This window comes from Pantoea sp. SS70, assembly GCF_029866845.1.
Classification (GTDB): domain Bacteria; phylum Pseudomonadota; class Gammaproteobacteria; order Enterobacterales; family Enterobacteriaceae; genus Pantoea; species Pantoea leporis.
Map to the genome: position 1 here is coordinate 2,448,927 of NZ_CP117199.1, position 23,305 is coordinate 2,472,231.

The 23,305-nt window shown below is 46.9% G+C and carries 19 protein-coding genes; all 19 read right to left on the reverse strand.

Features of this window, described 5'->3' with window-relative positions; translation table 11 throughout:
* Positions 1-22: 22 nt before the first annotated feature.
* A complete protein-coding gene (locus PO881_RS11405) occupies positions 23-1,258 on the reverse strand; it encodes a hypothetical protein (RefSeq protein WP_277973717.1) in 1,236 nt (411 codons plus the stop codon).
* A gap of 2 nt (positions 1,259-1,260) precedes the next feature.
* Positions 1,261-1,524 carry a PAAR domain-containing protein gene (locus PO881_RS11410; protein ID WP_277973718.1) on the reverse strand — a complete coding sequence of 88 codons (264 nt, stop codon included), beginning with the start codon at positions 1,522-1,524 and terminating at the stop codon, positions 1,261-1,263.
* Positions 1,525-1,600: 76 nt separating this feature from the next.
* Positions 1,601-2,884: a DUF6396 domain-containing protein gene (locus tag PO881_RS11415; protein ID WP_280171786.1), complete on the reverse strand. Its 1,284-nt coding sequence runs from the start codon at positions 2,882-2,884 to the stop codon at positions 1,601-1,603.
* Positions 2,884-4,746 carry a phospholipase D-like domain-containing protein gene (locus PO881_RS11420; protein ID WP_280171787.1) on the reverse strand — a complete coding sequence of 621 codons (1,863 nt, stop codon included), beginning with the start codon at positions 4,744-4,746 and terminating at the stop codon, positions 2,884-2,886. Before PO881_RS11420 ends, PO881_RS11415 begins: the two co-directional genes overlap by 1 nt.
* Positions 4,743-4,880: a hypothetical protein gene (locus PO881_RS11425; protein ID WP_192411642.1), complete on the reverse strand. Its 138-nt coding sequence runs from the start codon at positions 4,878-4,880 to the stop codon at positions 4,743-4,745. Before PO881_RS11425 ends, PO881_RS11420 begins: the two co-directional genes overlap by 4 nt.
* 101 nt (positions 4,881-4,981) lie before the next feature.
* The gene (locus tag PO881_RS11430; RefSeq protein ID WP_280171788.1) at positions 4,982-6,259 is read right to left on the reverse strand and encodes a DUF6396 domain-containing protein; all 1,278 of its coding nucleotides are present in this window, start codon (positions 6,257-6,259) and stop codon (positions 4,982-4,984) included.
* Between the two features lie 2 nt (positions 6,260-6,261).
* Positions 6,262-8,106, reverse strand: a complete 1,845-nt coding sequence (locus PO881_RS11435; RefSeq protein WP_280171789.1) for a phospholipase D-like domain-containing protein — start codon at positions 8,104-8,106, stop codon at positions 6,262-6,264.
* Entirely contained in the window at positions 8,103-8,240 is a 138-nt protein-coding gene (locus PO881_RS11440) for a hypothetical protein (protein ID WP_192411639.1), read from the reverse strand. Before PO881_RS11440 ends, PO881_RS11435 begins: the two co-directional genes overlap by 4 nt.
* A 101-nt stretch (positions 8,241-8,341) precedes the next feature.
* Entirely contained in the window at positions 8,342-9,622 is a 1,281-nt protein-coding gene (locus tag PO881_RS11445) for a DUF6396 domain-containing protein (RefSeq protein ID WP_280171790.1), read from the reverse strand.
* A gap of 2 nt (positions 9,623-9,624) precedes the next feature.
* On the reverse strand, positions 9,625-11,469 hold the full coding sequence (locus PO881_RS11450) for a phospholipase D-like domain-containing protein (RefSeq protein WP_280171791.1): 1,845 nt from the start codon (positions 11,467-11,469) through the stop codon (positions 9,625-9,627).
* Positions 11,466-14,195: a type VI secretion system tip protein VgrG gene (gene vgrG / locus PO881_RS11455; protein WP_280171792.1), complete on the reverse strand. Its 2,730-nt coding sequence runs from the start codon at positions 14,193-14,195 to the stop codon at positions 11,466-11,468. Before vgrG ends, PO881_RS11450 begins: the two co-directional genes overlap by 4 nt.
* A gap of 80 nt (positions 14,196-14,275) precedes the next feature.
* Entirely contained in the window at positions 14,276-14,431 is a 156-nt protein-coding gene (locus PO881_RS11460) for a DUF805 domain-containing protein (RefSeq protein WP_225614389.1), read from the reverse strand.
* Positions 14,362-14,673: a hypothetical protein gene (locus PO881_RS11465; RefSeq protein ID WP_225614411.1), complete on the reverse strand. Its 312-nt coding sequence runs from the start codon at positions 14,671-14,673 to the stop codon at positions 14,362-14,364. Before PO881_RS11465 ends, PO881_RS11460 begins: the two co-directional genes overlap by 70 nt.
* A gap of 726 nt (positions 14,674-15,399) precedes the next feature.
* Positions 15,400-16,110, reverse strand: a complete 711-nt coding sequence (locus PO881_RS11470; RefSeq protein ID WP_192411634.1) for a hypothetical protein — start codon at positions 16,108-16,110, stop codon at positions 15,400-15,402.
* Between the two features lie 17 nt (positions 16,111-16,127).
* Positions 16,128-17,711: a type VI secretion system protein TssA gene (gene tssA, locus PO881_RS11475; protein WP_280172896.1), complete on the reverse strand. Its 1,584-nt coding sequence runs from the start codon at positions 17,709-17,711 to the stop codon at positions 16,128-16,130.
* Positions 17,708-21,097, reverse strand: a complete 3,390-nt coding sequence (locus tag PO881_RS11480; RefSeq protein ID WP_280171793.1) for an ImcF-related family protein — start codon at positions 21,095-21,097, stop codon at positions 17,708-17,710. Before PO881_RS11480 ends, tssA begins: the two co-directional genes overlap by 4 nt.
* A complete protein-coding gene (locus PO881_RS11485) occupies positions 21,084-22,244 on the reverse strand; it encodes a hypothetical protein (RefSeq protein WP_280171794.1) in 1,161 nt (386 codons plus the stop codon). Before PO881_RS11485 ends, PO881_RS11480 begins: the two co-directional genes overlap by 14 nt.
* A gap of 3 nt (positions 22,245-22,247) precedes the next feature.
* Positions 22,248-22,514: a PAAR domain-containing protein gene (locus PO881_RS11490; RefSeq protein WP_280171795.1), complete on the reverse strand. Its 267-nt coding sequence runs from the start codon at positions 22,512-22,514 to the stop codon at positions 22,248-22,250.
* Positions 22,515-22,544: 30 nt separating this feature from the next.
* Positions 22,545-23,300: a hypothetical protein gene (locus tag PO881_RS11495; protein WP_280171796.1), complete on the reverse strand. Its 756-nt coding sequence runs from the start codon at positions 23,298-23,300 to the stop codon at positions 22,545-22,547.
* Positions 23,301-23,305: the final 5 nt, after the last annotated feature.

The following is a 23,305-nucleotide window of genomic DNA, read 5'->3' on the forward strand; positions in this document are numbered from 1 at the left end:
TATTGAGCCATGAGTTGTTGCGTTAAGTATTAGAGTTTTGGTCTTTAGCTGGCACGATCAGCGTGGCCCACAATTGCTCGGTTTCTAATCCCGTTCCACTCAGCATAATCTGTGGGCCTTCATTTAAGGAGGAACTGGCACAAGCGATAGTAAGCCAGCATGCAGCAGGCCCCGGATAACCCAACGTGCTGTTAATGTCGTGCAGATCCTGTCCAATATTGAGCGGTAACGATAGCGCTTTAAGAGCCATTGCCACCCTCTGCTGCCATGAAGAATGTATGCCAACCAACCATCCGCTTTTGATTTGTTCAGTCGTGGCATCTCCCCACAGCGCAGCATGTTGCACCGCATAGTTCAGATCCTCCTCAGTCACACTGTAAGCCTGTTCAGGTCGATGCAATTGCGCTAGCGGTTTGGGCGAATCTGGCAAACCCGGATTTGCCAGCAGTAAATAAACTAGCGATTCAGCCGATCCTTCCAGCTGTATAGGGGAAAAATTGACGGCTAATACTAAAAGCAATGAGGATTTATTGCTGCGATGATCAAGCCACTCATCGATAGCTTGAAGTCCAGAACCATGCAGCCATTCAATCGCTTGCTGGATGTGAGCATCGTTAAAATGTTGCTGCCACATTTTTTGAAAATTGATATCCGGCATGCCGATGTGATTTTCCAGTAGTAGATGCAGCGGTAAATCAGATGGAAACGATGCTAACGTCTTACTCAATTGATTAATTGTTGCGCTCATTGTTTGGTTAAGTATTTGCTCCGGCGATTGATCAGCCGTGGCATTTAACCGGCTATGTCTAATACCACGTTCGCTTTGCCATGAAGGCTGGGTTTTCAGTGCCTGCTGTTTTTGTTGGATCGCCTGCCATTGTTTTTTACCATCCTGATCATCAGGAAAACGCAATGCAGTATGAAGGCTGACGTCTAAGATGTTGAGGTAGCGCTGACCCAATTGCACTTGATGCTGAATAGCCTTTTCTCTTTTAGCATTCAGTTTATCCACTGTTGCAATATCACAGGAATAATAAACCATTCGCAAGACTAACAGTGTCAACCAAATAGCGGCTGGAATCACTAATGCTTTTTCCCAAAAGGCTTCAGCATCGATGGCTTTATTTTCCAGGTTTACTGACATTTGATAAGCGGTGCCTGATACCAAAAACAGAGCGAGTAATAATAGCCAGATCCACCATCTTGGTAATTCAGGTTGTTTGAGCGCAGTAGGTACCTGCCTGAGGTTGATTGCCATAATTACTCTGCCACAGCTTGTGTCAGGCTGGAGATTAATTCACAACCACACGCACACCGATGCCCCTGAAATGCCACTGGCACACCATTATCTTTAAACGTAGCATGGCCCTCAGCAATAAAATTCTTACCGTGACCAATAATAGGACAAATAACCGCATCCCCCTTACGTGCTGCGCCGATACCAGAAAATTTCATTGTGGTTGAACCTTCCAACACCGTGCCGCCACCATTATGGCTATCGCCTAAACGGATAATTCCTTTCATTAAATCACTCCTTTAAACTGAGAAAACGCCAACATTTTTTTGCGGCAATACATTTAAATAAAACAAACCATAATATTTAAATCTCAGCAATTAAACGCCATGCCATCATTTTTTCTTCAATCACAATTTTGTCCTCAAATGGCCAGGGACGAGTGACAACGCGCCGTACTCTGTCAGCTGGCAGAATATCTCCCTGATTAAAGCGCACTATCCTCTGAGTATTTAGGCTGTTGTAATCCCACCATTCCATTTCCCAATATCCACTCACGGGACACACCTCACCATTACGGCATGATAGCTTGATGGAATCATCACGAACAAAATGTGGTGACTCTGGTAATGGTTTGCCGGTAGCAGGATCGAGCTGTTTATCCCGCGCCATTTGGTTAATGAGTGCTTCACTGGGCTTTTCAGGTGGAATATTGGCTTCTCTTTCTTCCAGCCATTTCAACTTTCCATCCCAGGCGGGTAACGGTGCGGGTGGAAGTGGCACAATTTCATCTATTTCTGGGACTGTAGGATTGGTATAGGAGTATCTCTCAAGAACATCCCATATTATTTCGTAGCGCCTTACTCGCTCCTTATCCATCTCCTGCCCCATATAGTAAAGTTCATTATTTAACTCTGGCCCATCAAAACCACTTGATAGAAAGCTAGCTGCACTCGAGTTTCCTGCTTTAACTCCAAGTTGAAAAAATTTCAGTGCAGAATTAAAATCTGCACGATTCTGGTAATAAATACCTAAATTACGAGCAGTCTTACCTTCACCTTGCTCAGCTGCGCAACGGCGAAATTGAATACTAATATCAGGTGCCACATTACTTGGTGCTAATTTCTCTCCGACATATGCTTGAGCCTGAGGGCTACCTTCATCTGCAGCTTTACGCATGTAACGTAATGCCATCTCTTGATCCCGCTGCAACCCAGCTATGCCATGTTGAAGATAGATTGCAATAAAGTAATACCCAGCTCCTACACCTGCGTCTATCAACTGCTGGCTCAAACGCAGTCGTTCTTCGTCATTAATAATAAATCGGCCTTGTAATGCACCATTTTGAAGATTTATATTTGCTTTTAAATTTCCGTTTTCAGATGCTATACGATAAAGGCGAGATACTTCAGCCTCAATTGAAACATTCTGATTAAGTTGATTATTTTTCTGTAACCAACGAGCATATGCAAACAATTTTTCTGATTCATTTTTTGAATCAGAAATCATCTGATGCTTACATGTGAATTCTAATTTCATCTTAACTGAACTTAATGCATTCATTTTCTTAGTCTCATTGAAAGCTGAGTTAATATTTATTTCATCACATGCCGTAAGAAAAAAAACAACACAAAGAATTAGTCTCATCATCAATCTAGATCGCTTAATGTATTTTCATTGTATTGAAATTCAATAATTGAGCATAATGGATTCATCAAGCCTTCGCCATGCTGACTTGATTTAATTCGATCAGAATTTTGCGCCATTAAATCCTCCCATTGCTTAAAGGCTACCTTAACATCATCCTGCCCACCCAAATTATTCGTATGCAGATTCCATAATCGCTTCCTCATCTTCTTGGTTACTGGCGCATTACAATGCGCAATATTCATTTCACTATCGACCTGCATACTTCGTGTGTTGATATTGGCTGAACCATGGGTGGTAAAAACATCATTGATAATCATCAGTTTTGAATGAATATATACTGGCATCCAGTTATTTCCCTCTGAATCAGGTGCCACCAGCGAACAGACGTGGATTTTTAATCCCGGATGCTCTACGGGGACAACGACACTATTGTCTATTTCCTGCATTTTCGCTTTGACTTCCGCCTCTTTATCCTTTCTTTCCTTAATATATTTTATTTTTTCATCAAGTGAGGCATCAATCGATGGCGGATTTGGCATTTCATTCCACAGCGCCTCTTTACGTCTTAATTTGGTAATACCTGGAATGGTATCTGCCCGGCCTAAACTCTCCAGCATGCGTTGCGTATTAACTGTACCGGCTCCAATACCGCCATCAGTCACATTAGTGGTAACAAAAACATAAAGCGAGCCGTGCTTACCCGGATCGCGCCCTCCTCGAGTTTGATCCGCAGCGACTTTCTTGATCAATTCTGCCAGTGGTGGCCAGCGGAAATACTGGTTTTCAATATAGATAAACTGTGTGGCGTTATTTGTTGCCTGTAAATAGAGTTTCTCAATATCGCGCTTACCTGCCTGCGCCTGGGTGCGCAGCAATTGGGCCATAATCGGCGAGCCAAGTGATTTTTGCGGCCTCATGTTTTTAGCCGCCTCACTGGCATTACGCTGCCACAGAAGATTCTGCCCGGTTTCTTTCTGCCAGGCGGTCGCGAAATTATGGTGTAAATGTTCCAGGACTGGCCCGGTTACCCGGCTTGAAATATCCTGGCGTGGCAGTGCACCGGTAGCACCTTTATTCGGTTCGGGTGCATGAGCACCCCGATATCTGGCTGAGTGTGCATCAGTATCCCAGTACTCATCCAGCATGTTATGTCCCATCACAAAACCCACGGCCCTCTCGGGCAGTTCATAATCCACTAATACGGTTTTTTGATGATGTGTGACAGTTCCTGCCATAGTAGCAATCGTTGAGTTACTCAGGTTTTTATCAAGAGCCTTAAATTTTGCCTGGTATGCAATTTCAGCACGATCCCTCGCATTAAAACCACGGCTAACAAAATGTGGAAAAGGATAAAGTTTCTCAAGCGTGGTTTCTTTTCCCCGGACCATCTCCTTCATGGTATTAAAGCGCGCAGAGGTTTTAAACCACCAGCAGTCATAATCAAATTGTGTATCGGTAGAAGTCTGACCTGCGCGGTTTCTTACTATCGGCAAAAACTTTCCAGGTAAGTTTGCTTCATCACCAAATCCGGCAGTATTAAACGGCATTTCCCAGGCCAGTATTCTTACTTCAACGCCACGCTTTTCAGCAATATCAATCAATAATTGCCCAATACAGGGTGCTTTGCCATCACGCACAAAATACATTGAAGGCTGAAAACCCCAGCAAATAATATCCACTGATTTGCGCGCATTTTCGATGGCATGATGCACTGCACCAAATGCTTCCTCACCATTAATCAGCGGAAAATAGGTCGCCGGTAAAGGTTGATATTCGCTGCCCTGTACAAACCACGGCGGTGTAATCACACATTGCTGGGTTATATCAGTTGCAATAGGTGAAACGATATCTGACTGACTCATGCGTCTTTTTCCCTGTCATTAATACCATCAAGTAATGCGGCATAAAGCGAGCGGTGCCCGGTGTGCAAATCCGGAGTATTTATTTCATATGCACTTTGCGAGTGATGATGATGAATGCCGCGATTTGCCAGCATGCCCCTCTTTATTACTGAAGAATTAAAATATAACGTTTATGGCATGCCGCCAGACTTCGGACGTCAAAGTTAGGTAACATCAGAACTTTTAAAAGAACACCTTAAGCTTCAGCGATTAAACGCCACGCCATCATTTTCTCTTCAATCACAATTTTGTCCTCGAATGGCCAGGGACGAGTGACCATGCGCCGTACTCTGTCAGCTGGCAGAATATCCCCCTGATTAAAGCGCACCATCCTCTGAGTATTTAGGCTGTTGTAATCCCACCATTCCATTTCCCAATATCCACTCACGGGACACACCTCACCATTACGGCATGATAGCTTGATGGAATCATCACGAACAAAATGTGGTGACTCTGGTAATGGTTTGCCGGTAGCAGGATCGAGCTGTTTATCCCGCGCCATTTGGTTAATGAGTGCTTCACTGGGCTTTTCAGGTGGAATATTGGCTTCTCTTTCTTCCAGCCATTTCAACTTTCCATCCCAGGCCGGTAATGGTGCGGGTGGCAATGGAACTATTTCATTTATTTCTGGAACTTTGGGATTAGCATACGAGTAACGGGATAAAATTTTCTTAATATCATTATAACGTCGAGATCTTTCTTTATCTTCCTTTAAATTCAAATAATAAATATCATTTTTTTTATCAATTCCATCAAAGCCATTGGATAAATAACTAGCCGAACTTGAATCCCCAGCAGCCACCCCCAATTGAAATAACTCTATTGCACTATCAAATTCACCACTTATTTTATAATTAATAGCCAAAGCGTTTGCAGCATTACCTTCTCCTTGTTCAGCAGCGCAACGACGCAATTTTCGACTAATGCTTGGTGCCATTTTTAGTGGGGCGAGCTTATTACCTATATAAGCCTGAGCTTGTGGGTTACCTTCATCCGCAGCTTTGCGCATATAACGTAACCCCATATCGGTGTCTTGCTGAAGACCTGCAACTCCATGTTCCAAAAAGAGAGCTATAAAATAATATCCAGCACCAACTTTTTCATCAATTAGTTGCTGACTTAAACCCAACTTCTCTTGATCACGAAGAAAAAACTGACCTTTTAAAGAACCATTTAGCAAATTGATAATAGCTTTAGCATTGCCATTTCCTGCTGCTATGCGGTACAAGCGCTCTATTTCAGCATATACAACTTCATCCTGTTTAAGTTGGTTGTTTTTTTGTAACCAGCGAGCGTAGTCAAACAATAATTTTGCTTCAGATTTTCCATCACTCAAAGTCTGATGCTTACAGAGAAAGTCTAAATCGAAATTAACCTTTGTTAAATGATTCATGGCATAGCTCTTTTTTAATAAGGGTTCATCATCCAGTTCAAAAGCAAAAAGCAGAAAAGCAACAATCATTAAAAACTTCATATTTAGTCCAAGTCACTAGATTTTGCACTTTCATATAAAAAAGGAATAATAGAAGCTCTAGGCGAATTCTCCACATCCATTAACCCTTGATTTTCTTTTATCAGATCATTCCAGTTGTCAAAAGCAATTCTGGGATCATCCTGCCCACCCAAATTATTTGTATGCAAATTCCACAACCGCTTACGCATTGCCTTAGTTACCGATGCATTACAATGTGCAATATTCATTTCACTATCGACCTGCATACTGCGGGTATTGATATTAGCTGAACCATGAGTGGTGAAAACATCATTAATAATCATCAGCTTTGAGTGAATGTATACAGGCATCCAGTTATTAGCTTCTGAATCAGGAGCCACCAGTGAACAGACATGTATTTTTAAACCAGGATGTTCAACAGGAAGAACAACACTGTTCTCTATTTCCTTTTCTTTGGCCCTGAGTTCTGCCTCTTTCTCTTTTCTTTCCTTAATATATTTCATTTTCTCATCGAGAGAAGCATCAATTGAGGGTGGAGCTAGCATCTCATTTCGTAACGCTTCCTTACGTCTTAGCTTAGTGAGTTCAGGTATGGAATTCGCACGTCCCAGGGTTTCCAGCATGCGTTGCGTATTAACTGTACCGGCTCCAATACCGCCATCAGTCACATTAGTGGTAACAAAAACATAAAGCGAACCGTGTTTACCCGGATCGCGCCCTCCTCGAGTTTGATCCGCAGCGACTTTCTTGATCAATTCTGCCAGTGGTGGCCAGCGGAAATACTGGTTTTCAATATAGATAAACTGTGTGGCGTTATTTGTTGCCTGTAAATAGAGTTTCTCAATATCGCGCTTACCTGCCTGCGCCTGGGTGCGCAGCAATTGCGCCATAATCGGCGTGCCAAGTGATTTTTGCGGCCGCATGTTTTTAGCCGCCTCACTGGCATTACGCTGCCACAAGAGATTCTGCCCGGTTTCTTTCTGCCAGGCGGTCGCGAAATTATGATGTAAATGCTCAAGAATTGGTCCGGTTACCCGACTGGAAATATCCTGGCGTGGCAGAGCACCGGTCGCGCCTTTATTCGGTTCGGGTGCATGAGCACCCCGATTTCTGGCTGAGTGTGCATTAGTATCCCAGTACTCATCCAGCATGTTATGGCCCATCACAAAACCCACGGCTCTCTCCGGCAGTTCATAATCCACTATTACGGTTTTTTGATGATGTGTGACAGTTCCTGCCATAGTAGCAATCGTTGAGTTACTCAGATTTTTATCAAGAGCCTTAAATTTTGCCTGGTATGCAATTTCAGCACGATCCCTCGCATTAAAACCACGGCTAACAAAATGAGGAAAAGGATAAAGTTTCTCAAGCGTGCTTTCTTTTCCCCGGACCATCTCCCTCATGGTATTAAAGCGCGCAGAGGTTTTAAACCACCAGCAGTCATAATCAAATTGTGTATCGGTAGAAGTCTGACCTGCACGGTTTCTTACAATCGGCAAAAACTTTCCAGGTAAATTTGCTTCATCACCAAATCCGGCAGTATTAAATGGCATTTCCCAGGCCAGTATTCTTACTTCAACGCCACGCTTTTCAGCAATATCAATCAATAATTGCCCAATACAGGGTGCTTTGCCATCACGCACAAAATACATCGAAGGCTGGAAACCCCAGCAAATAATATCCACTGATTTGCGCGCATTTTCGATGGCATGATGCACCGCACCAAATGCTTCCTCACCATTAATCAGCGGAAAATAGGTCGCCGGTAAAGGTTGATATTCGCTGCCCTGTACAAACCACGGCGGTGTAATCACACATTGATGGGTTATATCAGTTGCAATAGGTGAAACGATATCTGACTGACTCATGCGTCTTTTTCCCTGTCATTAATACCATCAAGTAATGCGGCATAGAGCGAACGGTGCCCGGTGTGCGAATCCGGAGCATTAATTTCTTCTGCAGGTTGCGAGTGATGATGATGAATGCCGCGATTTGCCAGCATGACCCTCTTTATTACTGAAGAATTAAAATGTAACGTTTATGGCATGCCGCCAGACTTCGGACGTCAAAGTTAGGTAACATCAGAACTTTTAAAAGAACACCTTAAGCTTCAGCGATTAAACGCCACGCCATCATTTTCTCTTCAATCACAATTTTGTCCTCGAATGGCCAGGGACGAGTGACCACGCGCCGTACTCTGTCAGCTGGCAGAATATCTCCCTGATTAAAACGCACTATCCTCTGAGTATTAAGGCTATTGTAATCCCACCATTCCATTTCCCAATATCCACTCACGGGACACACCTCACCATTACGGCATGATAGCTTGATGGAATCATCACGAACAAAATGTGGTGACTCTGGTAATGGTTTGCCGGTAGCAGGATCGAGTTGTTTATCTCGTGCCATTTGGTGAATCAGTGCTTCACTGGGCTTTTCAGGTGGAATATTGGCTTCTCTTTCTTCCAGCCATTTCAACTTTCCATCCCAGGCGGGTAACGGTGCGGGTGGAAGTGGCAAAATTTCATCTATTTCTGGAATGGAAGGGTTTGCATAAGAATAATCATTCAGAATTGTACTTATAATTTCATATCTTTTAGTACGTTCAGTATCTTTTTGTTGCCCTAAATAATTAATTTTTTCTGATATTGTCGGACCGTCAAAACCATGTTTTAGGAAGCTTGCAGATGCTGCATCACCTGCAGAAACGCCTAATTGGAATGCTTCAATGGCAGCCTCAAATTGCTTGTTTAATTGATAGTAAATCCCTAAGGAAAGCGCAGACCTTCCTTCTCCTTGCTCTGCTGCACAACGGCGGAGTTGTAAACCAATCTCAGGAGCAATATCTTTTGGTGCTAATTTATCACCAACATAAGCCTGCGCTTGTGGATTTCCTTCATCAGCAGCTTTACGCATATATCGTAAAGCCATCTCTTGGTCTTTCTGTAAACCTGCAACACCATGCTGAAGATAGATCGCAACAAAATAATACCCAGCACCAATGCCATGATTAATTAACTCCTGACTCATACGCAAACGCTCATCATCTTTTAAATAAAAATATCCTCTAAGTGAACCATTTTGTAAGTTTATGTTAGCTTTAGCATTACCATTCTCTGAAGCAATACGATAAAGGCGTTCTACTTGAGAGTACACGTTCTCATCTTGTTTAAGTTGATTATTTTTTTGCATCCAACGCGCATAGTTAAATATAACCTCTGCATCAGGCGATGACTCAATCATTTTTTGCCGGCTGCAAACAAACTCTTTTTTATAATTTAAATTTAACAATGAATCCATGGTGCCTTTACCTATCAATGAAGCATGTCCCCTGCTCTGATCGCAGGCAATAAGCAGTAAAATAAAACACAAAATATTTTTCATGATTAATCCAAATCGGTTAACTTTGTTTCAGCATAGTAAAACTCAATAAGAGAAACTTCTGGAGGGTGATGTTCACCGTCAAAAACCTTATTACTTTGAATTAATCTATCCCATTCTATGTATGCTTCCCCTGCATCATCCTGCCCACCTAAATTATTAGTATGCAAATTCCACAATCTCTTCCGCATCACCTTTGTTACTGATGTATTACAATGAGCAATATTCATTTCACTATCAACCTGCATGCTTCGAGTATTGATATTGGCCGACCCATGCGTGGTAAATACATCATTGATGATCATTAACTTAGAGTGAATATATACTGGCATCCAATCATTTGGATCAGAGTCAGGTGCAACTAAAGAGCAGACATGAATTTTTAACCCGGGATGTTCTACTGAAACAACCACACTATTATCAACTTCCTTTTCTTTTGCTCTGATTTCAGCTTTTTTCTTATCTCGCCCCTGAATATATTTTAATTTATCAGCGTAGGTTGCATCAATAGATGGTGGAGTTGGCATTTCATTCCACAACATCTCTTTACGTCTTAATTTGGTAATTCCAGGTATAGTATCAGCACGCCCCAAACTCTCGAGCATACGTTGCGTATTCACTTTGCCAGGCCCAATTCCCTGCTCACTCACATTGGTTGTAACAAAAAGATATAGTGATCCGTGTTTTCCTGGATCGCGTCCTTCACGAGTCTGATCTGCTGCGACTTTCTTGATCAATTCTGCCAGTGGAGGCCAGCGGAAATACTGGTTCTCAATATAGATAAACTGCGTTGCATTGTTTGTTGCCTGCAAATAGAGTTTCTCAATATCTCGCTTACCTTCCTGCGCCTGAGTGCGCAGCAATTGTGCCATTAATGGAGCACCAAGCGATCTTTGCGGCTTCATTTTTTTAGCCACTTCACTGGCGTGACGCTGCAACAAGAGATCCTGCCCGGTTTCTCTCTTCCATGCAGTCGCGAAATTATGATGCAAATGCTCTAGTATTGGTCCGGTTACCCGGCTGGAAATGTCCTGACGTGGCAGTGCACCAGTCGCACCTTTATTCGGTGGGAGTCTATTCTCACCTCGATTAGCAGCTGAATGCGCGTCTGTGTCCCAGTATTCATCCAGCATGTTGTGACCCATTACAAAACCAACCGCTCTCTCCGGCAGTTCATAATCCACTAACACTGTTTTTTGATGGTGTGTAACACTCGCTGCCATAGTAGCAGTGCTCATATTGCTCAGATTTTTATCAAGGCTATTGAACTTAATCTGATAAGCAATTTCCGCACGCTCATCTACATTAAAGCCACGGCTGACAAATTGTGGGAACTGCTGCAGTTTTTTTGGTGTAGTTCCTATTCCACGCGATATCTCTTTAATGGTGTTAGCAAGCGCATATTTTTCAAACCAATCCTGATCAAAAGAAAATTGATCATTAGTCGAGGTTTGACCCGCTCTATTTTTAACTCCAGTAATAAATTTACCCGGCAAATTAGCTTCACCACCAAATCCAGCGGTATTAAACGGCATTTCCCAACCTAGGATCCTCACTTCAATGTCACGCTTCTGTGCAAGATCTTCTAATAGTTGCCCAATACAGGGGGCTTGACCATCACGCACAAAATACATTGAAGGTTGAAAACCCCAGCAAATAATATCCACTGATTTGCGCGCATTTTCGATGGCATGATGCACCGCACCAAATGCTTCCTCACCATTAATCAGCGGAAAATAGGTCGCCGGTAAAGGTTGATATTCGCTGCCCTGTACAAACCACGGCGGTGTAATCACACATTGATGGGTTATATCAGTTGCAATAGGTGAAACGATATCTGACTGACTCATGCGTCTTTTTCCCTGTCATTAATACCATCAAGTAATGCGGCATAGAGCGAACGGTGCCCGGTGTGCGAATCCGGAGCATTAATTTCTTCTGCAGGTTGCGAGTGATGATGATGAATGCCGCTATTCGCTAGAACACCTTGCTCTGGATTGCGATAAGTGGCGGCGACGGGAATCTGGTAGCTAACACCGTTTGCCATTACCAAGCGATAAGATTTCGTCACGGTTTGATGTTCAACCGGTAAATTGCCGGTGTTATCCAGCACGCCCTGTTTTATCGCTGCTCCATCGGCGTACAACGTATACGGCATGCCAGCCCAGCTTCCGGCTTCTGCATCAGGTGACATTGGTACTTTGAGATTCAATAATTGCTTAGCGGTGGATTGGATTTCGGGATATTCAGGATGTTCCGCCGTCATACTTGCCGGTCCGCTATAGGCGAAATCTGCTGATTTCACCGCAAAGTCACCATCGGTGCCCAACTCAATTTTGCACGGATCCAGCGTAATGTAGCTTCCCCCGGCATTCAGCACGATTTTCTTTTTAGCAATGATATGAATTTCTTCTTCGGTGCTGGTAATTTCCAGTCCTTGCCTTGCAAGCAATTGCAATTGATCGTTCTGCGCCTGAATCGAAACCGGCCCCTGATTTGCTAATAGCTTGATACCCATCCTGCGCACAAATACATTCAGTCCCTCGCCCACACCGATAAACATGCGTTTGACGATGCCAACATCAGCGTCTGCCTCTGCGGTGGCGATTAAGTTCTTTGCCGCTGCAAGCTGTAAATGTTTACCGCTGGTTAACGCGATTCCCTGCGGCGCACTAAGCAGTGCGACTGCTTGCTTGAGCTGTTCTAACTCTTCGCGCATGAAATTAAGTTGAGTTTCCACTTGCGCAGGTTCTGCGCCTGCGGCTTTTCCATCATCAGCTAACTGCTGCATTTGATTGCCTGCATTGTGCAAGCGGTTAAGTGCATCCTGCATCTCAAGCACTTCTGCACCAGCGCCAGGTTGCTTATCTGCACTTATAAAAATACCGCTTCCAGCACGAATCCCGCCCCACTTGTCCGTGCGCAGTTCAAAACCTTCACCGCGTTTGGCTCTCGAGGAATCCACCAGGTGCCCCAGGCTTAGCTGTGATTTACCACCATACTCGGTGCTGAGTTTGACGTGCTCTTCACCGCGCTTATCTTCCATGCGCAGTTTGTTTAAACCTGCGGTGCGGATAACGTTGCGTGTGTTGTTCTTTTCGGTGACGTGGTCGACATGGCGCGAATCATGAAGCGCGTGAGCAATATAAGGCTGGTCAGGATCACCTTCGCGGAAGGCTATCGCTACTTCCGTTCCCTGAATCAGTGGGAAGTGGAAGCCATACATATCGCCGCCATAAGGTTTGGCGAGTCGCACTGGCATGCTCTCCTGCCCGCGATCTTTGCTCTCTTCATCCGCATCAAACACCACACGATAAAGACCTGAAGCGTCCTGCCAGGCGTAGATATCATTATCTTTTGCGCTAGTGACTCGCGCTGTCATGGTGCCGCTGACTTTAGGGCGTACAAGCATTGCTGGACGCCAGCAAATTGTTTCACTGTATGGCACGGCGCCAATCGTCACTCGCATGGCTGATTCCCGACTGGCAACGAACTTCAACTTTATAATTAGCAGTGGGTTATGCAGCAACTCTGGCAAGGTTGAAGGAACACTATTGTCGGTTATTATCAGCGTTTGCCCAGCAGCCAGAGAGGGATCGGTGCTTATTGCTGTAATGGATGTTCGGCTAGCGAGGAAGCGTTCATGATCCAAACGTGCATAGAAGTTTGCGGTTTCTGCAGCTGGTGTGTACTTGTCACCAGATTGCGGATGGCGAGGTCGATAATGATAAACCTTGCCATAATTAGTTTCATCGCCATCGCCCCGTGTCATATCCGCTTCCGCAGACCGTAAAATATATTGCGCCTCACGATGGTTATAATCTTTAGCGGATACGCTAGCTTCCACAACCTGATGATTAAGATTTAGTTCCCAGATCGAATCTTTTCCGCCATCACCCATACCTGAAGGGCTGTTAAGCGGCAGCGATTTGACAGTATTAAATGACACCTGACTGTCACCAAAATGGATTACTTCAGTGCGCGCATCCTCCTGTAAGCGAAAGTAGAAAAAAATTCCTACTTCAGCCAGTAAACGTTGAATAAATTTTAGATCACTTTCCTGGTACTGATTAATTTGTTCGCGCTTTGGATAGCTTTGCTTCAGGCTAAATTGGTATTGCCAGGCTTCCAGACCATGTTCAGTAAGTATTTTCGTTACCACTTCAGGCACTGATTTATTGACGAAAAATCGATGACTGTGGAATTGTTTACCTAGCAGTGAAACAAATGGCTCAATAATAATTTCATAGCTTACTTGATCGCGTGAACCTTGCAATCGCCGAAAGTGAGTTATCACTCCGTGTATGACTTTAACGATTTTTTCAGGCAATACCGATTTCAGCTCATCTGAGGTAGCTTGCATATTTAACCAGACTTTTTTCCGCAGCATCTGCTGAGGCTGTATGTCGCCAGCATCGCTGGTGAAACGAACTGTGTAACGATACAGTTCGCTCATCTCCTCCTTTCCCTCAATCTCTTCAACATCAGTACTAAAGGTGCTGCCCGGTAAATCGAGATAATAGCGATTTAATGAGACCGACAAAACTTTCTGTAGAATACCGGATGTATTCATCATGTCCTCCATGACGTAAAGATACTAATAATTAAGTTTAATAGTGAATCTTAAAAATCTTACACAGAGCTCTAATTATTTATTCAGAGATAAACCGGATGCAGATGGAGCAAAGGCTTACTGCATAGGTATAATAAAAACAGACTTACAGGAAAGAAAAAAACACTTCCTATAAACAGGAAGCCAAACCACCAACCTGAGCGGCCAATATCGTGCATGCGTCGAATTCCCAGCGACATAAAAGAAAAATAATGATTACGCTGAAAAATGACATAACAGTCGCAAGACCAATTCCACAAAATATAACCACCCATAAATCAACCCAAATAAGAGCAATAAGAAGCACGGCGCCTGAGCATAAAGATGGGAGCGTGCTGACCAGAATAAATGACCAGAATTCCTTGCGCGTGGCGCAGTTTTTATAATCGAATGTTTTACGCCAGGCTCCGGCGTAACATTCCGCTAAGCGGTCGTTCATCATTTAATCCCTAACAGTTAACCCACCTATCGGATACGGCGCGCCAGCCCGGTCTATTTTGTCCTTCTTAGTGCTATCAGGTTGCGTGGCGGAAAATTCCTTAGCGGCATTATGCAGCTAGCGCATTTCGGTGTCGTAATAGCGCAGGGTGAGATCTTTCATTACGGCACTCTGATTGTTTTTTTATTGCGTTAATGTGGAAGCGGTGATGGCTCTACTGAGGCTTGCAGCACAGATATGTCAGGAAAAAAATAACGCTCAAATTCAATACCAGGCTTGCCCAAATCGATATAGAGAGTTCGATATCCCATGAAAAGTGATTTGCAATACTGTTGACCATAGCACCAAGAAATACAGGAATAATAAAAATATTGCTGAGTAGCAGGCTACTAAATCACCAGCCACTCCTGCCGATATCATGTATTCTTCTTACGCCTAAGGAGATTACAGGGATGATAAGGATGCATATAAATAACAGTTGAAGAGAAAAACCCATTGAAAGGAACAACAAGACATCAACTATGCCACTGCCGGTCAGAGTCAGCATTCCAGTTATTGCTGAATATAAATTCAAAGCTAATAAGTTTACCAAAATGAAAACCCAAAACTCTTTCCGACTTGCGCATCCATTATAATTAAATATGTTTCGCCCCCCACCGATGTAACATCTGATGATGCATCTAATCATCTCACCCTCTTATTAGATTGATGAATATCCCTATCCTATTACTACTTTGCAGTGAGTAGATATAGCGGAATAAAAACAACATCCCCAATTAACGTGACAGGTGTCAATGCAAGTTTTAAGGCTAACGAGCCACTGTCGAACTTATCGTAACGATATGATGAATAAAATCGCACCTGATAGCTTTCATCGAGTGATGTTGTCTGAGGGAAAGATGAACCTAACCTCATTCTATTGATAATGATGCCCTCAACGGTCACTGAACGCTGTAAATAACCGTCCACTGATGAAAACCGCTTATCCTCAAGCGCTTTCTTTTGTGATTGAGTTAATGCAGTTACAGGTTTTCGAGTTCTAACGCTCATTGTTTGTTGGAATTCTGCATTAGTGTTCTTACTGTAGTGGCCTTTGAGATTCATATCGATAAATTTATCATCATTGTTCATTCTTAATGGCACTTTCTTCATCAAATCGTTCAATGCCAATAATTCATTACCGTTAACCGTCACAAAATAGATATTATCGTCCCCAACGAATCCTACGCCTTCATCTGGAAGTCTGATAATGTCTTTTCCAGTGCCATTATCTTCTTCAGTCAGATTTACATTTTTATACTCAAACATCCCGCTAATTCGATCAGAGAAATTCATTTCTCGCACAGTTGTTGATCGGGTGTCACTTAAGCTCCATAAGTAATAAGTACAGCCTGTTAATGAAAAAACCATCATTACAATAATCGCGCGTAAAATCAGCATAATAAATCCCTTTTGTTTTAACCCAGTAACACCACAGCGCGTGCCGCATCGATATGAACCAGCCCAGCTAACAGTTGTTCCATTTCCGGCTGCACTCGCGCTTTATCCGCTTCACTGCGCCCAGCGCGGGCGCGCATTAATTTCAGCCTTCTTGATTTCACTTCAAACAGCAGTGACGGTTCCCACTGACCGAGCGTCATGTCATCTGCGCTGTTATCCAGCCCGCTAAGCAGGTGTAGCGCCATTTCCTGACGGCCAAACTGCTCGGCGACGCGCGCCATCAGCAGACGCAGCAGCCACTGCTGTCGCGGTAAAGCAGTTCCCGGCCGATGCTGCAGCCATGTCAGCGCCGTTTCGATACCTTCGCGATCGGCTAGCTCTACGGCTTCGCTTTCCAGTTGCAGAATGTCATCCTCATTGCTGGCACCGGGAGAAGCTGACGCCCCTTCGCCCCAACCGGGTTCGGTGTTCATGACCTGCTGCTGTATCCAGCCGAGCGTCACCTCATCGGCAAACGGCGTACCGTCGCTGAACGCCAGCGTTTCCAGCCCGGTCAGGCGCGACAACAGTCCTTTAAGATCGTCCTGCACGATGGCGGCAAGCGTGGTGTTGCCGGCGCGCGTCAGCGCCTGATGGATGTACCACTGCAGGTCAAGCCAGAAGTGGTTGCCGCCGCGCGAGAACAGGCTGTCAGCCTGCTCGGTCAGTTCCTGCCAGCTCTGCTGCAGCCAAAGACGTTTAAGCTGAGCGCGCTGGTCTGCCTTAGGCGGTTCGATACGACTTTTGCCGTCGCCGGAAAGCGGCGGCAGTTGCAGCAGCGTATCGTGGCGCAGGGATTTCATCAGACGGTGCGCAGCAAGCCAGCCGCCGGGTTGATCACGCAGGTATTTCGACAGCGTGCGCGCCTGATCCAGCAGCTCGCGTCCGGAGGCTATCGCCCCCATCTGTGGCGCAGCCGGACCGCTGGTTTGATGCTTATCACCCTCACCCGCCGCCTGTGGCACCACCGCATCCGGGCCACCCGCTTTAAGCAGGCGATTTTCCAGCGCCGCATACAGACTGCCCAGCCCGGCACCGCCGTGCTCCAGGCTCGCGTCCTCAATCAACAACAGTGCGCCAGCGATACGCAACGCATCCTGTTTGGTGACTTCTGGATAAAGTGAAAGTGTGTCGAGCATGCGCGAACCGGCGGGCCAGCGCAGCGCGGCTTCACGGCTGCGCGCGCGTTGTGGATGCAGGCTGCTGCCAAACTGCGTCAGTAGTCCGGCCATTAATGACAAGCCATCAGCCAGCCCGGCTTCGCCATCAAGTTGCAGGCGTGCCCAGCTGTACCAGGCCGCCACGCGGATGTCTTTCGTAACAGAGGTGAGTAGGTTTTCCGCCAGCTCGCAGATAAGCGCGGTGTCCGCCCCGGAAAGGCGGTTCACCTCCTCCTGCATCTGCTGAAAACCGTCGTGATAGGTCGGGTCCTCACCAGCGGGATTGTCCGCCGATACCGGCTGCAGCCAGTTATTCCACTGTGCGATTTGCTGTTTTGCCTGAGCGCGCAGCGTCTCAGCGTCTTCACCACAGGCGCTGATAAGAGATTTAAGCGGCATTATTCGTCCTCCGTGACGTTAAGGTCTTCCGGCGCGATAGTTGTGGCGCTCTGGAGAAAAATATCGGATGGCAGCGTGAAGTTGCGCAGCCGCAATAGCGCCAGCGGGCCATCACCGGCTTCGGTGCGCAGAATGTAATTCAGCGTGCGGCCATCGGGCGCGGCCCAGCTCAGTTGCCAGCTGCTGCTGATGCCTGGATTAGCGGTAACCTGCGCCTTATCCAGCAGGCGGATTAAGCCCCAGCCACCCGGCATGTCGCCATATAATCGTGTACCCGCCTCGGTGCTGACCCAGCTCAGCGTTGCGCCCGGCGCTTCGGTATCCGCCGGCCAGGTGAAACGTTTCCAGGCCGGCATCTGGTTCACGTACTCCAGCTTCTGGCTGTCGATGGTCAGCGTCGTCTGCGATACGCCTGCCGCCGTGCCGGGACGCAGCTCAAAGTGCAGTCCCGCTTCACCGGTGGTGAAAACCACGTCGGAAATCTGACTCAGTTGGTTAATCGCTTTCAGGAATGCCGGGTTGAAGGTCAGCCCCTGCGCGTTGATGCTGTCCGGCACCCAGCGTGTGCCTTCGCGGTGCAGCACGCCGTTAAGTCGCGTTTGCAGGAAGCGGGTGATGCGGCCGGTATCGCTGTTGAGATACTTCGCCAGCAGCGGCAGAGAAACTTCGCTGCTGACGTTTTTGAACGGATAGCGACCGCCAAAGGCACTGTTCCACTCGCTCACTACCGCCTGTTGCCACTGGACGTTGAGGCTTTCCGCCGCCGGACTTAATACCTGCTGCCAGGCCTGCTCCATCGGGCGCACAAACACTGTCTGCCCGAAGCCGCTCCACTCCTGTCCCAGACCAGCAGCAATCAGGCTGCCGTAGTCGCGGGTTTCAGTCAGATCGACGGTTTTGCCCTGGAACACCGTCTGCGCCAGCGTCTGCGTCATCGCCTGCGGGTCGGCGGCGTTGGTGACCTGCTGCAGACGCAGGCGCACCTGCGTGACGCGGGTGAGGAAAGTGCGCAGATTCATTGACGACGAGCTGCCCTGCGCTTCGGTCAGCGACAGCAGCGGACCAAAGGTGGCATCCAGCGGACCGCTCGGCCCGGCATTCTGATCAATTGCCGGCAGCTTCTCTTTGCTAAACAGGTTCTGCGCCGACTTCACCAGCGAGTCGGCGAGCGCCCCGCCGGTCTGACCGGTACGCCCCTGCACGTTCAACGTGTTCATCAATGCCACCAGCGGCGACTGACGCACGTCGGCCATCAGCGTCAGCTGGTCAATGGCATCCGACAGCGTCGGCGCGGGCTGCAGGCGCAGGCTGTTGAGGAAGTTCAGCCAGGCCGCACTGTAATCGGCGAAGTAGCGGCTAGTGAGCTGCGCTTCCAGTACGTCGGGCGAGGAGGATTTGCCGGTCGCGGGCGGATTGTCGCCCAGCACCCAGTCCATCTCCTCGCGGCGGGCATTGGCCACTTTATCAATCGCGGGTTTCACGCCGTCGTCCCATGCCTGACGGGTGAACATACCCGGTACCACTTCATCAGTGCTGAACAGCAGCGCCGCATCGGTATCGCCAGTCATGTCAGTAAGGCGCATATCGGCATAATTGCGCGACACCTGCGCCAGCACCTGCTGATACAGACGCGATTCGCTGTTGCTGACGCCAAGCTGACGCACCAGTAGCGCGCGCACCTGGCCGGTCAGTTCCGGGTCCGCCTTTAGTTTCCATTCAGGATGCGCAACCAGGCCTGCGCCGTAAAACGCCATTAAGCCGGGCGCTGTGCCCTGCCAGTAACCTGTAGCCACATCTGCGCGCTGCGCCCAGTCCTGCATCAGCGCCTGGCTGAACCATGCTGAATCCATGCGTTCAGGGCGCACCAGCATCAGCCACAGCTTGAGCTGGGCGTAAGCCGGTTTGGCGAGCGTGTCGCGCAGCGGGCTGTCGGGCGGAAGGTCAGCGATCGTCTGCAGCTCCTTACGCAAATGCGTGGCTGCCGCATCGCGCAGTAACGGCAGCGCCGCCTGCGCGTAACGCGGCCACAGTGCCGCCAGCAGCGCGTCGTTTTGATTCAGTCCAAGACGGCTGTACCAGAGCGCACCGTGCTCCGCACGATGTTGCAGGCGCTGCATGGTTTTCTGCAGGTCAGAAAGCGCCATCAGACGCTGCTGCAGAGGTTGTCCGGTATCGGCCGCCTGCATTGCCTGCGTGTGGGCGTTGCTGATAACGCTGCTGTTGATGGTGAACGACACCAGCAGGCCCGCGCCCCAGGCAATCACCGCCAGGCACGCCACGGATGCCAGCAGGCGCGACCAGGAAAAGCCGCGACGCTGCGGACGCAGGTGCGCGGGCAACGAAGTGAATGTAGACGGCAGCGCATCCCAGCGATTATCGCGGCCCCAGTGATTGGGTACTGCGCGCTCTGCACCTTCAGACGGTGGACTAAATACCAGCCCCGCCAGCGGAAGCGGTCGATACGGATTCTGCAGTGGTGCAATCAGCGCGTTAAGTGTTTCAGGTTCACGCGTCAGTTGGTCTGCCAGGCTAAGCAGGAAACGATGCTGCGGCGAACCTGCCGCCTGCTGAATGCCCTGGGTGGTGAGCTGCGCTGCCAACTCCACCAGTAACTTGTCTATTTTGCCTGTGGTAAGAGTCTGAACGCCCACCGCCTGAGTCATGCGGCCCTGCTGCTTTTCGGCGCGCGGATGCAGTGACCAGACATAAAGCGGCAACCGCCAGCCCAGCTTCTCATAGCGTGCCGATAACGCGTGCGCGGTGGCATCCATCGCGGCGGCAGAAGGTAATGCTGTGGCAGGTACGCCCGAAGTGTCGGCAAGATGATCAACGGCGGAGGTAACCCAGATCATCGCATCAGCCGGACGACGACGCAGACGTTTGAGGGCCGTCAGCCAATTTTCATCGAGTGAGGATGCGGGATCGCCTCCCCATAGTAATAATGTGCCGCGATCTTCCTGCCAGAGCTGAGTTGTAAGACCTGGAGTCAGTTGCTCCACTTCAGCGGCAGTACCGGTTATCAGCAGGATGCGTGTTTTACGTCCCCAGGGCCGACCGTAGAGGTTACGCATGGCGTTACGGATGGTATCAACGGTGACATTGTGGGGCGGAGTCTGCCTGACGCGGCCTTCATCAGCGGGTAACACATTTTTACGTTTTGCCTGTAACCGTGACCACTGTAATTTCATTGCGAGGCCGATTGTTTTGCCATGAAAAACGATCAGAAGCAGGAGCAGCGCTACAGCAATTCCTAACAGCTTTGGTCCAATGCTGTAAAGCCCGATCATCCCGCCCTTTGTCCAGATGACCAGCGCTATTGCCGCAGCAATCAACACAGTAAGGCTAAGGCGTCCCCAGTTGCCACGCCACACTGAACTATCCTTCGCCATTCATCATATTTCCTATAGTTACGGTATTTATAAAACGTTTCTCACTATCCCTTGAAAGCATCAGGCAGTTCTCTTTCGTCAGCGCAGCAATATCGCCGGCGACAGCTGCCAGAATCCAAGGTGAAAAAGGGCCACTAAGTCCAGCGTACTTCTCCAGCCAGTGGCATTGCTCTGGCCTCCAGGAGCCTTCATATTTGTTGGCGCAGGCCAAGAGAGTAGAAAAGTCATCGCCCCACTTCATGCTGTCACCCACAATTGCAGCCGTAGTGATCGCCTGTGACTGAATGGAAAAAAAGGTATCGAGTTCTGCCTTCAATGTTATGCCCGTATCAAGCGACATAGGCCGAAGCAAGCGCGCATGATGGCTAAGCCTGTATTTTGTAGCCACATCATCAGAGGTCAGTAGGAGGGCTGCCAGCGCGTCACTGTATTTATCCCTGCCCTGAGTCTGATGAACCAGAATCAGATCCACATCCAGGGTCGGCGATTTAAGCCGCTCTTCGAGAGAGAGAAAAGACTTTGATTTCAAAATATTCACCACAGAAACCGGACGAACAGAAGACATATTTTTCTGCCAGGCTTCAGAGAAGTTTTTCCGCAGCAATAGATCTTCACTTTGTGAATCAGTTAACAGTGTGACATTAAGGGGTAAATCAGTTGGAAGTTTTTCTAACGCATCGCGAACGCTGCAAATTAATAAAGAAAGCCCATTTGTATTTTCCTGAAAATTGATGCGAATGGCTTGCTTAATAAATTGCTCGACATCCGGAAATGCCTGAAGCAGAGTTCCCGATGTCAGGTAGCGGGGGAGAATGGCACCGTGGTGCAGCACTGCGATATGACGGTTCGCCCACGTAGACCATTGTTGCTGGGCATAATTGGCTTCATCTAATTCAAATTGATACTTATCAAGAACATTATTATAACGCCAACCGCGTAGGCAAATGAGGACAAACCAGACAAATAAAGGACCTGCAGTAACTAACCACAGATTATACTTTTGGATTTCCCCTAACATCTGGTTAGCATGAAGCACAAATAACAGCACTCCAGTGACTAGAGCAGAAACACCAACAATAAGCCACATGATAAGTGAAGGTTCTTTGGGTAAACCTGCAACATTAGATTTCTGACGTTCCCAGCCCATCACTTATCCTATTGCGCAATCCGGCGCACTGGAAATAACCTGGCAACCACATTCACAATGGCAGCCGTCCACAACAATCGCTTTACCATCAGATAACCACTCCGTAGAGCCTTCAATAATCTGATTAGTACCGTGATCCTTTACCGGACAACTTATTTCATCTCCTATGAGAGCTACTTTTTTACCATTGGCGATCATGGTTGATGATGCCGATATAACCTGACCTCCATGTGTTGTTTTATCGCCGAACAAAACAAATCCCTTGGACATATATCTCCTTATCATAAAATTTACAGTTTATTACTTAGCGAGCTTTTGTTTCACAAAATCATATTTTGTTTTTTCTGAATTAGGAAAGTGATGGTCTACGATTTTTTCACCATTTGGATAGATGAGAGTAAAACCCTCTCCTTTTTTTGCAGGAGGAATAGCCGTCACAAGCATATCTGGATGGAAAGTAGGCTTAAAAACAATGCTATTCGCATCATAAACACGGTAAGTCAACATTGGTTGACCTTTTATAGTTAGTGTTAATGTACCTTCAGCAGAGTTCTTCCTAATTAGAGGGAAGTAGTTTTTTTCAATTTCTACGGCACCATAGACATTGTCATAATTTCCATCCCCTCGAGGAGGTGCATTTTTATCAAAAACAAAAACAATATCTGCTGGTATATTATTCTTAACATTTCCGCCAAAATGTTTCATGTTATGATATTGAAAATCAAATTTTATATTGCTCAACTTCCATTCACACCTACCTCCACCATCTATGGCAATACTACTACTTACCTTGTAGCTTCCCGTTTCTTTATAAAAAGGAACAGTCAAAAGGTGATAACCTGCCCGGGTCGTTATCCCCCCCGAAGAAGTGAATATTTTATCTCTGCATTTTTCAGAGCGGTAAATTATATCCATTGGTAAAATATCTACCTCTACTGGTTTAACTACCGATATTTTAACCGTCTTACCATTTGTTGGTGGGGATAGTTCCTCGCCTCGCGAACAGCCGCTCAGGATTAAGAGCGGCATCAGGCATAGTATATTTAATATTTTCATTACTC

What these genes read in the sequence shown, in the direction of transcription:
- PO881_RS11405 (WP_277973717.1), bottom strand. Translation starts at nt 1,258, where the DNA reads ATGGCAATCAACCTCAGGCAGGTACCTACTGCGCTCAAACAACCTGAA.
- PO881_RS11410 (WP_277973718.1), bottom strand. Translation starts at nt 1,524, where the DNA reads ATGAAAGGAATTATCCGTTTAGGCGATAGCCATAATGGTGGCGGCACG.
- PO881_RS11415 (WP_280171786.1), bottom strand. Translation starts at nt 2,884, where the DNA reads ATGATGAGACTAATTCTTTGTGTTGTTTTTTTTCTTACGGCATGTGAT.
- PO881_RS11420 (WP_280171787.1), bottom strand. Translation starts at nt 4,746, where the DNA reads ATGAGTCAGTCAGATATCGTTTCACCTATTGCAACTGATATAACCCAG.
- PO881_RS11425 (WP_192411642.1), bottom strand. Translation starts at nt 4,880, where the DNA reads ATGCTGGCAAATCGCGGCATTCATCATCATCACTCGCAAAGTGCATAT.
- PO881_RS11430 (WP_280171788.1), bottom strand. Translation starts at nt 6,259, where the DNA reads ATGAAGTTTTTAATGATTGTTGCTTTTCTGCTTTTTGCTTTTGAACTG.
- PO881_RS11435 (WP_280171789.1), bottom strand. Translation starts at nt 8,106, where the DNA reads ATGAGTCAGTCAGATATCGTTTCACCTATTGCAACTGATATAACCCAT.
- PO881_RS11440 (WP_192411639.1), bottom strand. Translation starts at nt 8,240, where the DNA reads ATGCTGGCAAATCGCGGCATTCATCATCATCACTCGCAACCTGCAGAA.
- PO881_RS11445 (WP_280171790.1), bottom strand. Translation starts at nt 9,622, where the DNA reads ATGAAAAATATTTTGTGTTTTATTTTACTGCTTATTGCCTGCGATCAG.
- PO881_RS11450 (WP_280171791.1), bottom strand. Translation starts at nt 11,469, where the DNA reads ATGAGTCAGTCAGATATCGTTTCACCTATTGCAACTGATATAACCCAT.
- vgrG (WP_280171792.1), bottom strand. Translation starts at nt 14,195, where the DNA reads ATGATGAATACATCCGGTATTCTACAGAAAGTTTTGTCGGTCTCATTA.
- PO881_RS11460 (WP_225614389.1), bottom strand. Translation starts at nt 14,431, where the DNA reads ATGTCGCTGGGAATTCGACGCATGCACGATATTGGCCGCTCAGGTTGG.
- PO881_RS11465 (WP_225614411.1), bottom strand. Translation starts at nt 14,673, where the DNA reads ATGATGAACGACCGCTTAGCGGAATGTTACGCCGGAGCCTGGCGTAAA.
- PO881_RS11470 (WP_192411634.1), bottom strand. Translation starts at nt 16,110, where the DNA reads ATGCTGATTTTACGCGCGATTATTGTAATGATGGTTTTTTCATTAACA.
- PO881_RS11480 (WP_280171793.1), bottom strand. Translation starts at nt 21,097, where the DNA reads ATGGCGAAGGATAGTTCAGTGTGGCGTGGCAACTGGGGACGCCTTAGC.
- PO881_RS11485 (WP_280171794.1), bottom strand. Translation starts at nt 22,244, where the DNA reads ATGGGCTGGGAACGTCAGAAATCTAATGTTGCAGGTTTACCCAAAGAA.
- PO881_RS11490 (WP_280171795.1), bottom strand. Translation starts at nt 22,514, where the DNA reads ATGTCCAAGGGATTTGTTTTGTTCGGCGATAAAACAACACATGGAGGT.
- PO881_RS11495 (WP_280171796.1), bottom strand. Translation starts at nt 23,300, where the DNA reads ATGAAAATATTAAATATACTATGCCTGATGCCGCTCTTAATCCTGAGC.